This window comes from Corynebacterium sp. ACRPF, assembly GCF_022347395.1.
GTDB classification, from domain to species: Bacteria; Actinomycetota; Actinomycetes; order Mycobacteriales; family Mycobacteriaceae; genus Corynebacterium; species Corynebacterium tuberculostearicum_D.
The window spans coordinates 40,329-52,789 of record NZ_JAKRNB010000013.1 but is presented as its reverse complement, the minus strand read 5'-3'; the positions used below and the strand labels follow the sequence as shown (position 1 = coordinate 52,789).

Genomic DNA, 12,461 nt, shown 5'->3' with positions numbered 1-12,461 from the left:
GGGCCACCTGTCTAACGCCGGCCCCCGCGGTTGCGGTGGGCCAACCCAAATTGCACCGAGTCAATCATCCCGAGCGTCATAAGGGCCTCGCGGAGGGCAAATTGGAAGGTCCACAAGCGGCGGAAGACTGGGTCGAAACCAGCGGCCGCTGCTTCCCGCAGGTGCCCGTCAAAAAAGGATCGCTGCTGACGCAAGGACTCCAAGTAATGGGTGCCCACGTGTGTTTCGGACACGATGCGCAGGTTGGAGTACTTATCTACTAGCTGGTGCATTTCCGTGGTGCGCGGATAGTCCAACCCCGGCCACACATAGGCTCGTAAGGCCTGAAGCGAGGCCTTACCGGCCTCCGTCATTGACTCGGTCGCCACGATGGATTGGATTCCTGCCCGCCCATTAGGCGTCAAGAACCGGTCGACTGCGCGGATATACTCTTTGCGCTCACTAGCACTTAGTTGCTCTACCTTTTCTACGGTGACGATGGCGTCATAGTGCCCGTGCCACTGCTTAGGGTTCGGGACGACGCCGGGAATGCGCTCGACATGGATGGAGTCGTCTGCCCCCTCGAGTACGAGGGCCTCGCGCATGTGGCTCATTTGGTCCACATCACTGGTCAAAACGTCTACCGTAGCGCGCCGCTTAGTCGCCCGCATTGCCGGCTGCATTCCGGCAGCCGGGTACACCAACAGGTGGGTTCCGGCGCCGGTACGGGTGACGTCAAGCAGCCAATCCGCCGCGCGGCGCTGCGCATCTCCCAGGTCATCTCTGTCCACACTTGTGGGCTCACTCAGCGTCGTGACATCGACGAAGTGGCTCTTCGGCTCCTTGCGGCCAGCCTTGGGGCTATAGCTTTCCACCGTTTCCCTTATGGTGGTCGGTACACCACTGGAGAAAATTCCACCGACATGGCTTAATCCATCGCCGGCATAGAGTCGAACCAATTCCAGCGGCAGCTCCCCTGGCTCTGACTTACCAGCACCAAGCATTTTGGCCTTGGGGAGATAGCCTGCTCCCAATAGGCGGCCGAGTACCTTTACCAGCTGCGAGGAAGAGGCGACGGTCCACTCTCCTGCCATATAACTTTCCGCAAATCCCAGCCAACCGCTAGCGGCAATGCGCTCAAACAAGGCATCATGCCCCACCTTGAGATCTGGTCCGCCTTCGGCTTCTAGGTCTAGTTCTAGTCCGGCATCATCGCAGGCCTTGGCAAATTCTGCCTCTGCCCGGCGGGTTTTCATTCCAGGCCAACGAGGTGCGGGAACCGTAGCCACATTGGGCCAGGATTCTGCATCGATAGAGCTCAAATGCTCAGGGCGGCTAAAAGTCATAATGCCAGGTGCGCTCCTTGGTGGGCGGAGGAAGTCACTATCCGGAACAACCTTAGTCAGCTTTGTGCGCACCCCGGTTGAGGCGCTCCGGACAGCCGCGCCGGTTCTTCCCACGGAAACCGCAACGCAGCGGCGGAAGTTTATCAGTCATTAAGTATGCGCGTTCTGTTTGAAGTGTTTAGACTGTACGGGTACTAAACATTAGCTTTCTTAAGGAAGGTCGCATTAAATCCATGACTGATACCCCTTATCGCCCCAACGGTGGCCGCCACCACGTCGTCGTGGTTGGCGCCGGCTTCGGTGGTCTCAACACCGTTCAGAAGCTGAAGAACGCCGATGTGGAAATCACCCTCATCGATAAGAAGAACCACCACCTGTTCCAGCCGATGCTGTACCAGGTAGCAACCGGCATGATTTCCGCCGGTGAGGTTGCCCCTTCCACCCGCCAGCTGCTGCGCGATCAGGACAACGTCCACTTCGTCAACGCTGAGGTTACTGATATCAACCTGGCGGATCAGACGGTGACCGCCGAGCAAGACGAGTTCTCTCGCACCTATGCTTATGACTCCCTGGTTGTCGCCGCGGGTTCCGGTCAGTCCTACTTTGGCAACGACCACTTCGCTGAATTCGCCCCAGGCATGAAGACCTTGGACGATGCCCTGGAGCTGCGCTCTCGCATCATCTCGGCGTTTGAGAAGGCAGAGCTTACCGACGACCCTGCGGAGCGCGAGCGCCTGCTCACCTTCATCATCGTTGGCGCTGGCCCAACCGGCGTAGAGCTCACCGGCCAGATTGCCGAATTGGCAAACCGTACCCTCAACGATGTCTATTCCAACTACGGCACCACCTCGGCCAAGATTTACCTGCTCGATGGCGCCCCACAGGTACTACCGCCATTTGGCAAGCGCCTGGGCCGCAAGGCTCAGCGCACCTTGGAGAAGGAAGGCGTACAGGTTCACCTGAACGCGATGGTGACTGATGTAACCGCGGACACCGTCACCTACAAGGACATGAAGACCGAGGAAGAGACCACCCTGACGGGTGCTACAAAGATCTGGTCCGCTGGTGTGGCCGCTTCCCCACTGGGCAAGATGGTTGCAGAGCAGGCTGGCGTCGAGGCCGACCGCGCAGGTCGCGTCTCCGTCAACGAGGACCTGACCGTGGGCGAGCACAACAACGTCTACATGGTCGGTGACATGATCTCCCTCAACCGCCTGCCTGGCCTGGCACAGGTTGCTATCCAGGGCGGCGCGCACGTCGCTAAGCTCATCCAGGCCAAGGTGGACGAGGAATCTACCGCAAACGAGAAGGAAGCCTTCGACTACTTTGACAAGGGCTCCATGGCCATCGTCAAGCGCTTCAACGCCGTCGTTAAGCTGGGCAAGACCGAGTTCGGTGGCTTTGCCGGTTGGGTAGCATGGCTCGGCCTGCACCTGACCTACGTTATTGGTCTGCGCAGCCGCTTGGCCGTGCTGGTTAACTGGGCAACCAATATCCTCTCCCGCGATCGCGGCAACCTGGAGATCACCACCCAGCAGCGCATCGCACGCAATATCATTAACAAGAACGAGAAGTAATACCTCCTCGCTCGCACATCGTCGCCCCACCTGCTGCAAAAGCAGGTCCTGGGCGGCGATTTTTATTTTCCCGGGCTATCTGCTGCTAGCGCCGGCGATTCCACTACTGGGGAGCCCGGACGCCGATTTTCGCACATAGTTTCCGTGACCTTTGTTAGGCTGAGACACGCAACATGGGGTGCCGCACACGGTGCGGCTGAGAAATACCCATCGAACCTGCACTCAGTTAAAACTAGCGAAGGGATAGTTGTGGAGTATGCTTTTCTGCGCGCACACGACGCTGTGCGCGAGTCCACGCCACTTATTCAATGTTTGACCAATAAGGTCGTCAGCAACGTCACCGCCAATGCCCTGCTGGCCATCGGGGCTAGCCCGGCGATGGTCGATACGCCGGAGGAATCGCGCGAATTCGCCCAGGTAGCCAGCGGCGTACTCATCAATTGCGGCACGCCCAGCTCAGAGCAATACGGCGGCATGCGCGAGGCTATCGCTGGGGCGAACTCCGCCCACACCCCCTGGGTACTCGATCCGGTAGGCGCCGGCGGACTGAACCACCGCACCGAATTCATGCACGAGGTGCTGCCACTCGGCCCGGGCGCAATTCGTGGCAACGCCTCAGAAATCATCGCCCTCGCAGGTACTGGGCAGGGCGGCCGTGGCGTCGAATCTACCGATGGCGTGGAAGCCGCCCTAGATTCGGCAGTAGCACTTTCCCGGGATACCGGCGCCGTCGTGGCCATTTCCGGCCCGCGGGACCTTATCGTCCATGTCGGCGATATAACTCGTGCCGTCTACCTCGAATCGGGGCACCCGATGCTCCAAAACGTCATCGGTACAGGCTGTTCGCTTGGTGCTATCTGTGCCGCATATCTGGCAGCGTGGGAGGATCCTTTCGAAGCGATCATCGCCGCCCACGCACACGTTGGCGCGGCAGGTAGCGTGGCCGCCGAAAAACACCACGCCCCCGGCTCCTTTGCTGTTGCTTGGCTGGATGCGCTCTACGATGTCCCAACGGCGGATATTGAGGGCCTGGTCAAGCTCACTGACGTCGAGGAGGTTTAAGTGTCTATTGACTGGACTCTCTACCTGGTCACCGATCCAGATCTGGCTGGCGGGCGAGACAACGTGGTCTCCATCGTGCAGGAGGCTGTACGCGGCGGCGTTACCGTTGTTCAGCTCCGGGACAAGGAAGCTAGCGACGAACAGATTGAGCGCACGGCCCGCGAGCTGCTTGGCGTACTGGGCGATGTCCCGCTATTTATCAATGACCGCGTAGAAGTGGCCGCAAAACTCGGCTGCCACCTACACATTGGGCAGGATGACATGGCCTTTCGCGAGGCCCGGGAGAAGCTGGGTGAGGGCCAGCTTATTGGCTTATCCATCGGCAGTAGCGACGAGCTTGCTGCTATTGCGGACGATGCACTGCCGGATGTCATCGGCATCGGGCCCGTGCATTCGACCGCAACGAAGAAAAACGCCCCGGCCGGCATGGGTACGGCTGCGGCCGCATCACTCGCCCACGCCGCACGTGAGCGTGGCATCGAGTCCGTCGCCATCGGCGGAATCAAGACCCATAATGCGCACGAGCTGGCGGGCAGCGAGTTTGCCGGAATTTGCGTAGTCAGCGACATCATGGCGGCCGAGGACCCCGCAGCAGCTGCCGCCCACCTTAAGGAGGCTTTCCATGGCTAAAGGCATCTATCCTCGAGTACTGTCCATTGCCGGTACCGATCCCACTGGCGGAGCAGGAATTCAGGCCGATCTGAAATCCATCTCTGCCGCAGGCGGCTACGGAATGAGCGTGGTGACGGCGTTGGTGGCTCAAAACACCCAGGGCGTTCGCAGCGTCCACGTACCACCGGTGGACTTTCTGCAGGAGCAGCTAGACTCCGTCATCGACGATGTGGAGGTTGATGCGGTAAAGATTGGCATGCTTGCCGACGCCGCCATTACCGCCAAGGTCGCAGACTTCCTGCGTCGCCTGCCGGACGATGTTCCCGTGGTACTGGATCCGGTCATGGTGGCTACCAGTGGAGATCGCCTGCTGGAGGAGGAAGCAGAACAGGCCGTGCGCGATCTCTGCTCACAGGTGGACCTCATCACTCCCAACTTGAAGGAATTGGCAGTACTTACCCAGACGGACGAGGCGGGCGATCTTGAGCAGGCCATTGCCACGGCGAAGGAATGGGCGAAGGGTGCTGGTACCGCGGTCGTCGTCAAGGGCGGGCACCTCGATGCCGACATTGCCGACAATGCAGTGGTCAATACGGATGGGTCCGTGCACCGCGTTGCTTCCAGCCGTGTGGACACGAAGAATACGCATGGTACTGGCTGTTCCCTTTCCTCTGCCCTAGCCACTCGCCTGGGAGCCGGCGATAGTCCCGCGGCAGCTCTAACGTGGTCCACCCAATGGCTGCACGAGGCCATTGCCCATGCGGATGCGCTTCACGTGGGCAAGGGACACGGGCCCGTGGACCACCTGCATCGCTCGCAGCGTCTCATGCAGGCTGCCTCTACCCTGCCCCAGCCGTACTTATCCGGCAACCTGGTAGAACCGGAAAACGTCGACCAGCCCCGCGTTTCCGCGGCCGGCCCACACACGCAACGCCTGTGGAACCTAGCCGGGGAATACTGGGAGGCCATCAAGGATCTGCCCTTTATTCGGGCCTTGGGCACGGGAGCGTTGGAAAAGGATGCCTTTGGCTTCTACCTCGACCAAGATGCCCAGTACCTGAACGCTTATTCCAAGGCGTTAGCTCGCCTCGCCAGCCAAGCCCCAGAAGCGGCACAGCAGCTGCACTGGGCTGAGGGAGCGCATGATTGCTTGGCGGTGGAGGCCGAGCTGCACCGCGGCTGGCTCGAAAGCAATATCACGACCGCAGCCTCCCGGGTAACTAGCGCCTATACGGATTTCCTTATCCGCTCGACGCATACGGATGACTACGTGGTAGGTGCTGCGGCGGTACTGCCCTGCTACTGGCTGTATGCAGAGGTAGGCCTCCACCTTGCAGAATTTGATTCCCCCAAACACCCCTATCACTCATGGCTTTCCATGTACGGCGGCGAGGACTTCCTCAACGGGGTTCGCGCTAGCCTCGACATCGTCGAACAAGCCCTCGCCGGGGCGGATGAGCGCACCCGCCTGCGGGCCGAGCGCGCCTATATCACCGCTAGCCACCATGAGGTCGACTTCTTCGACCAAGCCGATAGGCGTTTTTAGGCCAGCAGGTCGGAGCCAGGGCGCGAAAGAACGGCGACGAGGAAGGTGGAATGCTCCGAGAAGAGCTTCATGTCCCACGAGGAGAAAGTGAAGTCGACTCGGTAGCCCACCTTCTGCGCCATGTCGAGGAAATCCGCAAATTCCCACCCACGGCCTTCGCCAAAGCCGGTGACGAGGCGACCACCGGGTTTGAGAGAATTATAGATATTGCGCAGCGCGTGCTCGCGGCCGTCCTTGGCTAGAAAGCCCATGACATTGCCTGCGGACACGGCGATATCAAAGGGGCCTTCTGGCACCTCTTCCTCGCACAGATCTCCCACGAACCATTGCCCCTCTGGGAAGTCGTGCTCAGCGTGCTCGATGAGAATGGGGTCTACATCGACGCCCACAACGCTGTGGCCACGGCGAAGCAGCTCGCCGCCGACGCGGCCGGTGCCACAGCCGGCATCGAGGATGGTGGAGTTGCGCTCCACCATGGCGTCGATAAGCCGGGCCTCGCCATTGATGTCTTTGCCCTGTGCGGCAAGCACCTTCCATTTGCGGGCAAAGTTATGGGAGTGCTCGGGATTAGCTTCGGTTACTTCTTTCCACGTAGGCATAGATTCGATTATATTACCCGGCTTCGGTGTAAGATTTACCCGCTGCGTAAAATCGCTGCCTGCCCATTGGGAAAATACCCGCACTACCGCGCAAAGGAGGCTGAAAAGATGCCATCCGTACCTTCACCCTTTAGGGGCCGCAAGAAATCCGAGCCTCCTAGTAAGCCTACTTCCCTGCCGGTACCACCGGAGCGCGCCATCGAACATTGCCGCGTCTTTGTGGATGGCGAGGCGCTTCCCGGGGAGTATTCCACCAGCTCCGCGCTGGAAGCCATAGAGGAATACGGCCGCGGATTTATTTGGGTGGGCCTCCATGAGCCCTACGAGTCCCAAATGACCAAAGTGGCTTCCCAGTTTGGCATCCATGAACTTATCGTGGAAGACGTCGTTATGGCCCACCAGCGCCCCAAGCTCGAGCGTTACGATGATCAGCTCTTCGTGGTCGCGCGTTCCGTGAACTACCGCGATCACGATGAGGTCACGGATAAGCGCCAGATCATTTCCACCGGTGAGATCCAGATGATCATGGGCTCCAACTTCATCATCACCGTGCGCCACGGCGCAAAGCTGCCCAACCTGGCTTATACGGTAGAAGATGAACAGGACTTGGTGGAGCTTGGACCGGTGGCCATGGCCTGGAAGATCCTGGATATGATGGTGGACCGCTACTCGGAGATTTCCCGCCTTATCAGCATCGAAGTCGATGAGCTGGAAGAAGAAATCTTCACCCCGAGCCTCAAGTTTGATGTGGACCGCATCTACATGTTCAAGCGCGAGGTGCTAGAGATGAAGCATGCCATTGACCCGCTCTCAGTGGCGCTGAAGTCCATGGTTTCTGACCACAAGGATTTAATTTCCAAACAATTGCGCTCCTACCTGCGCGACGTCAACGACCATGAGCTAGTGGTCAAGGACCAGGTCTCCAGCTTCGATGAGCGTCTTACCTCGCTTATCGACGCCTCCGTGGCCAAGGTAACGATGCAACAGAACTCCGACATGCGCACCATTTCCGCGGTCGTTGGCATGTGGGCCGCACCCACCCTGGTGGCGGGTATCTACGGGATGAACTTCGACATCATGCCGGAGCTGCACTGGGCGCTGGGGTACCCCATGGCGATTATCATTATGATCTTGGTCGTTGTGGGCCTGTGGGCTTGGTTCCGAAAGAACCACTGGCTCTAATCCCTCCGGTACGCTCGTACACTATGAGCGATATCACTGTTTACGGCGCTACCGGGCTGGTCGGCCAATTGGTGGCGCGCTACCTTGCCTCGATTAACGCGCCCTCTGTGACTCTGGCCGGCCGGAACCGACCGGTGCTAGCCGCGCTGCGCGATGAACTCAATCAGCACTGGGACATCGCCATCGCCGCCGCCGATGATGCCGACGCTGTAGAGCACATGGTGGAAAATACCAAGGTACTAATCACCGTGGTGGGTCCCTACAGCCTGTATGGCGGCCACGTCGTTGCCGCCTGTGCGCGCCATGGCGTAGATTATGTTGACCTCTGCGGTGAGGTTCCCTTTATTCGCCGGAGCATCGATTCTCACCACGCCACCGCCCAATCCACGGGTGCGCGCATCGTTCACTCCTGTGGCTTTGATTCCGTGCCCTCGGATATTGGCATACTCAATCTCTACCAGGCAGCAGGAAAGCCGTTTGCACGAGTACAGATGGTCGTCGACAAGCTCAAAGGCGGAATCTCGCCAGGCACCATCGAGTCTTCCCTGCAGGTCTCGCATGCCGCGCACGCGGATAAAGAGGTAGCCCGCAACCTGCACAATCCTTACTCGCTGGACCCGGATCCCAAGGCCGGGCCACGCTTAGACGGCCTTCAGAATGACTTCGAAATCAAAGAAGTCGACGGCGTGGGCTGGGTAGGACCATTTTTCATGTCCATGTTCAATACCCGCGTGGTGCGCCGCTCTAACGCTCTGCTGGGGCGCGCGTGGGGAACACGCCTGTTTTACAAAGAAGCATGGTGGGCCGGCACCGGTCTTCCCGGTCGCGCCCGCGCCTATGGGCTGGCGCTCGCCACCAAGTTACTTTTCGATGGCACTCAGTCGCGCCTGCGCCCACTGGTGGAAAAGGTCCTGCCCAAACCCGGGCCGCAGGGCGCGCATTTCCAGGTCAGCCACCACGGCATTACCGAAGACGGCGAACGCTGGCGAGCAACTGTGTCGGCACAAGGCGACCCGGGCTACGAAGTCACCGCAATGATGCTGAGCCAGGCGGCGCTCTGCTTGCTCGATTCGCGCTCTAATGCCGGCCGTGCAGGCGGCGTACTCACCCCGGCCACCGCACTTGGAAAGCCCTATCTTGAGCGGCTTTCCGCCCACGGCATGTCTTTTACCGCCGCTCGGGTGAACTAGCGCAGAATCATAGTGCGCAAGGTGGTGCGGGCGATAAGCTCGCGGCCTTGCCGCACCTCGACGCTCCACACGTGGGTGCGGCCGCCTAGCTGAACTGGCGTAGCCACGGCTTCTAACTCGCCCTCACCTGTGGAGCGAATGAAGTCGCTGGAGTTATTGACGCCGACTGCGGGGGCGTCGGCAGCCGCCACGCTGGCAATGGAGGCCACGGTTTCTGCGATGGAGCAATACAACCCACCGTTGGCTACTCCCCAAGGTTGGTGATGCTCCGGCAGCACCTGTAGTTTCGCACGGGCCTCGCGCGGGCCCACGTGGGTGAACTGCAGTCCTAGCAATTCCGCAAGGCCGCCGTTTAAGGCATTGAGAGACTCCAGTTCTTCTGCATTGAGCACCCGCGTATGCGCGACGTGGAGCAAGTCATTGAGTTTTTGCGTATCCGACATAGTCCACCAGCCTAGCCATTGATGCCAGCCTCGCGTCCTAGTGACGTAGGATAGGCAGCATGACTGATAAGAATGAACTTGCTCAGATTGGCGTCGTGGGATTGGCGGTCATGGGCTCTAATTTGGCCCGTAACTTTGCCCGCAACGGCAATACCGTAGCGGTGTATAACCGCAGCCCTGAAAAGACTCATGCACTCATTGAGGGCCACGGTGAGGAAGGCAACTTCGTACCTTCGGAAACCATCGAGGACTTTGTGGCTTCCTTGGAGCGCCCACGCAAGGCAATCATTATGGTCAAGGCTGGCAAGGCCACCGATGCCGTCATCGATCAGCTGGCCGAGGCCATGGACGATGGCGATATCATCATCGACGGCGGCAATGCCTTGTTCACTGACACCATTCGCCGCGAGAAGGACGTAGCCGCCCGCGGCAAGCACTTCGTCGGCGCCGGAATCTCCGGCGGCGAGGAGGGCGCGCTCAACGGTCCGGCCATCATGCCCGGCGGCCCCAAGGAGTCGTGGGAGACCCTCGGCCCGATTCTTGAGTCCATCGCTGCCAACGTGGACGGCACTCCGTGTGTAACCCACATTGGTGCAGACGGCGCCGGCCACTTTGTCAAGATGGTCCACAATGGCATCGAGTATGCCGATATGCAGGTCATCGGCGAGGCCTATCAGCTGCTGCGCTATGGCGCGGGCATGGAGCCGGCCGAGATCGCAGAGGTATTCCGCGAATGGAACTCCGGCGACCTTGATTCCTACCTCATTGAAATCACCGCCGAGGTTCTGGCTCAAAAGGATCCGGAGACTGGCGCCCCGCTGGTCGATATCATCGTGGACGCCGCGGGCCAGAAGGGCACCGGACGCTGGACTGCCATCAATGGATTGGAACTCGGCGTTCCGATTACCGGTATTGCCGAATCCGTCTTCGCCCGCGCGCTGTCCTCCTCCACCGCGCAGCGCAGCGCCGCCCAAGAAGGCCAGCTTCCCGCCGGCACCATCAAGCCCTTGGACGTGGACAAGGCCGAGTTCATCGAGGATGTGCGCCGCGCGCTCTATGCCGCCAAGCTCATTGCCTACTCCCAGGGCTTTGACGAGATTAAGGCCGGGTCCGACGAATTCGGTTGGGACGTTGACCCGCGCGATCTGGCAACGATCTGGCGCGGCGGCTGCATCATCCGGGCCAAGTTCTTGGATCGCATCCGCGCAGCCTACGACAATAATGCGGACCTGCCCGCCCTCATTCTCGACCCCTACTTCAAGGGCGAGCTGGAAGACCTCATCGACCCTTGGCGCCGCGTGGTCGTCGCCGCTACCCAGCTGGGACTTCCGGCACCGGTCTTTGCGTCGTCCCTCTCCTACTACGACAGCCTGCGTGCCGAGCGCCTGCCGGCCGCTCTCATTCAGGGCCAGCGCGATTTCTTCGGCGCCCACACCTTCAAGCGCACCGACAAGCCGGGCACCTTCCACATTGAGTGGTCCGGTGACCGCAGCCTGACCCAGACCGACTAGATTCGCAGTCACGTGATCAGGGGCCCTTCGGGGCCCCTTTTTACTTTCCCAAGCAGGTCTTTCTTGTTGAATGCGGCGATCCGACACGCTGCCGATAGGATGGGAAAGCGATGACTACCTTTGCCGATCTCGGCCTTCCCCAGCGCCTGGTGCACGTTCTGCACAATGAAGGCATTACCGAACCGTTTCCTATTCAAAAAGCCGCGATTCCCGACGCCCTCGCAGGCAAAGACGTACTCGGCCGCGGCCCTACCGGGTCAGGCAAGACCTATACTTTTGGCTTGCCCATGCTCGCCCGCCTTGCCGGAACTGGTGCTTCCAAGCCTGCTCATCCCCGGGCGCTTATCCTCGCCCCGACCCGCGAGTTGGCTACTCAGATTCACCAGCGTCTTGATGTACCAGCGGCGACGCTGGGCTTAAGAGTGCTCGCTGTCGTTGGCGGGGTAAATATCAAACACCATATCCGCTCCCTCGCCCGCCCCGTTGATGTCCTTGTCGCGACCCCTGGCCGTGCCCAGGATTTGATTGACCAGGGCAAGCTGCATTTGGATGCGGTCCAGATCACTGCGCTGGATGAAGCCGACCAGATGGCCGATATGGGCTTTTTGCCCCAGGTACGCAAGCTTCTGCGCCTAACTCCGGCGCAAGGCCAGCGCTTGCTGTTTTCGGCAACGCTCGACGGCGACGTCAACAAGCTGGTGGAGCAATTCCTCCATGATCCGGTGGTTCACTCCACTGCCCCGGTGCAAGCTGCAGTGGATTCCATGTCCCATCACCTCTTTTTCGTCGGCGAGCGGCCCGCCCGCAACGAGGTGGTGCTGCGCATCGCTGCCCGCCAAGGCAAGACCATCATGTTCATGCGCACCAAGCACGGCGTGGACAGGCAGGTCAAGAAATTGCGTCGCTCCGGCATCAACGCTTATCCATTGCATGGCGATAAAGGCCAAGGCGCGCGTACCCGTGCAATCGAAGGATTCGCCGATGGCAGCATTCCAGTCTTGGTCGCCACCGATATTGCCGCCCGCGGTATCGATATTGCGGACGTTTCACTCGTCGTTCACGTCGATCCGCCCGCGGAGCACAAAGCCTATCTCCATCGCGCCGGCCGCACGGCACGCGGCGGTGCTGCGGGTACCGTGATCACTTTGGTCATGGATGAACAACGTAAAGAAGTAGCCTCTCTCATTAAGAAGGCCGGGGTCACGGCTACGGAGCACGATATTTCCCACCGTGACAATCCTGCGGGTGCACCGATACTTAAGGAGATTACGGGCGCTCGCAAACCCAATGGCCCTGCCCTTCCCCCACCCGGGCAGGACTCGCCCAAGAAACCGGCGAAATCTGTCAAGAAGTCCAATTCCCAACGCCACCGCTCGGCTGGCAAAGTCGCCCGCCGCCGACGCCGTTAAATCAA

General features: G+C 60.1%; 11 protein-coding genes and 1 riboswitch. Of the genes, 8 read left to right on the top strand and 3 right to left on the bottom strand.

The genetic code is table 11. The annotated features are described in order from the left end of the window. Positions 1–11 precede the first annotated feature (11 nt). On the bottom strand, positions 12–1,325 hold the full coding sequence (locus MHX61_RS07630; RefSeq protein ID WP_239193911.1) for a class I SAM-dependent methyltransferase: 1,314 nt from the start codon (positions 1,323–1,325) through the stop codon (positions 12–14). A gap of 233 nt (positions 1,326–1,558) precedes the next feature. Here MHX61_RS07630 and MHX61_RS07625 point away from each other — a divergent pair, with 233 nt between their 5' ends. The 4 genes from MHX61_RS07625 (at position 1,559) to MHX61_RS07610 (ending at position 6,122) form a co-directional block, all read left to right on the top strand. Further along, positions 1,559–2,902, top strand: coding sequence for an NAD(P)/FAD-dependent oxidoreductase (locus MHX61_RS07625; protein WP_005324756.1), 1,344 nt, complete (start codon positions 1,559–1,561; stop codon positions 2,900–2,902). 164 nt (positions 2,903–3,066) lie between these two features. Beyond that, a riboswitch (TPP riboswitch) is annotated at positions 3,067–3,164 on the top strand. Continuing rightward, a complete protein-coding gene (thiM, locus tag MHX61_RS07620; RefSeq protein ID WP_239193909.1) occupies positions 3,152–3,964 on the top strand; it encodes a hydroxyethylthiazole kinase in 813 nt (270 codons plus the stop codon). It overlaps the preceding riboswitch by 13 nt. Beyond that, entirely contained in the window at positions 3,965–4,594 is a 630-nt protein-coding gene (gene thiE, locus MHX61_RS07615) for a thiamine phosphate synthase (RefSeq protein WP_239193907.1), read from the top strand. Further along, the gene (locus MHX61_RS07610) at positions 4,587–6,122 is read left to right on the top strand and encodes a bifunctional hydroxymethylpyrimidine kinase/phosphomethylpyrimidine kinase (protein WP_239193905.1); all 1,536 of its coding nucleotides are present in this window, start codon (positions 4,587–4,589) and stop codon (positions 6,120–6,122) included. The genes thiE and MHX61_RS07610 overlap by 8 nt, the downstream gene beginning before the upstream one ends. On the opposite strand, the gene MHX61_RS07605 is transcribed toward MHX61_RS07610, so the two are convergent. Beyond that, on the bottom strand, positions 6,119–6,721 hold the full coding sequence (locus MHX61_RS07605; protein ID WP_239193903.1) for a bifunctional 2-polyprenyl-6-hydroxyphenol methylase/3-demethylubiquinol 3-O-methyltransferase UbiG: 603 nt from the start codon (positions 6,719–6,721) through the stop codon (positions 6,119–6,121). The genes MHX61_RS07610 and MHX61_RS07605 overlap by 4 nt on opposite strands. A gap of 108 nt (positions 6,722–6,829) precedes the next feature. Here MHX61_RS07605 and MHX61_RS07600 point away from each other — a divergent pair, with 108 nt between their 5' ends. Together MHX61_RS07600 and MHX61_RS07595 are read left to right on the top strand one after the other, a co-directional pair. Next, on the top strand, positions 6,830–7,903 hold the full coding sequence (locus MHX61_RS07600; RefSeq protein WP_204609105.1) for a magnesium and cobalt transport protein CorA: 1,074 nt from the start codon (positions 6,830–6,832) through the stop codon (positions 7,901–7,903). Between the two features lie 23 nt (positions 7,904–7,926). Then, a complete protein-coding gene (locus MHX61_RS07595) occupies positions 7,927–9,093 on the top strand; it encodes a trans-acting enoyl reductase family protein (RefSeq protein WP_239193901.1) in 1,167 nt (388 codons plus the stop codon). Here the strand turns inward: MHX61_RS07595 and MHX61_RS07590 are convergent. Next, positions 9,090–9,536: a PaaI family thioesterase gene (locus MHX61_RS07590; RefSeq protein ID WP_239193899.1), complete on the bottom strand. Its 447-nt coding sequence runs from the start codon at positions 9,534–9,536 to the stop codon at positions 9,090–9,092. The two genes, MHX61_RS07595 and MHX61_RS07590, sit on opposite strands and share 4 nt — an antisense overlap. 59 nt (positions 9,537–9,595) lie before the next feature. On the opposite strand from MHX61_RS07590, the gene gndA reads away from it, so the two are divergent. Then, complete coding sequence (gndA, locus tag MHX61_RS07585; RefSeq protein WP_239193897.1) at positions 9,596–11,047, top strand: NADP-dependent phosphogluconate dehydrogenase; 1,452 nt, start codon at positions 9,596–9,598, stop codon at positions 11,045–11,047. Positions 11,048–11,157: 110 nt separating this feature from the next. Further along, the gene (locus MHX61_RS07580; RefSeq protein ID WP_239193895.1) at positions 11,158–12,456 is read left to right on the top strand and encodes a DEAD/DEAH box helicase; all 1,299 of its coding nucleotides are present in this window, start codon (positions 11,158–11,160) and stop codon (positions 12,454–12,456) included. Positions 12,457–12,461 lie beyond the last annotated feature (5 nt).

Excerpts from the sequence above, each read along its gene's own strand:
- MHX61_RS07630 (WP_239193911.1), bottom strand. The coding sequence starts at position 1,325 with ATGACTTTTAGCCGCCCTGAGCATTTGAGCTCTATCGATGCAGAATCC.
- MHX61_RS07625 (WP_005324756.1), top strand. The coding sequence starts at position 1,559 with ATGACTGATACCCCTTATCGCCCCAACGGTGGCCGCCACCACGTCGTC.
- MHX61_RS07610 (WP_239193905.1), top strand. The coding sequence starts at position 4,587 with ATGGCTAAAGGCATCTATCCTCGAGTACTGTCCATTGCCGGTACCGAT.
- MHX61_RS07605 (WP_239193903.1), bottom strand. The coding sequence starts at position 6,721 with ATGCCTACGTGGAAAGAAGTAACCGAAGCTAATCCCGAGCACTCCCAT.
- MHX61_RS07600 (WP_204609105.1), top strand. The coding sequence starts at position 6,830 with ATGCCATCCGTACCTTCACCCTTTAGGGGCCGCAAGAAATCCGAGCCT.
- MHX61_RS07595 (WP_239193901.1), top strand. The coding sequence starts at position 7,927 with ATGAGCGATATCACTGTTTACGGCGCTACCGGGCTGGTCGGCCAATTG.
- MHX61_RS07590 (WP_239193899.1), bottom strand. The coding sequence starts at position 9,536 with ATGTCGGATACGCAAAAACTCAATGACTTGCTCCACGTCGCGCATACG.
- gndA (WP_239193897.1), top strand. The coding sequence starts at position 9,596 with ATGACTGATAAGAATGAACTTGCTCAGATTGGCGTCGTGGGATTGGCG.
- MHX61_RS07580 (WP_239193895.1), top strand. The coding sequence starts at position 11,158 with ATGACTACCTTTGCCGATCTCGGCCTTCCCCAGCGCCTGGTGCACGTT.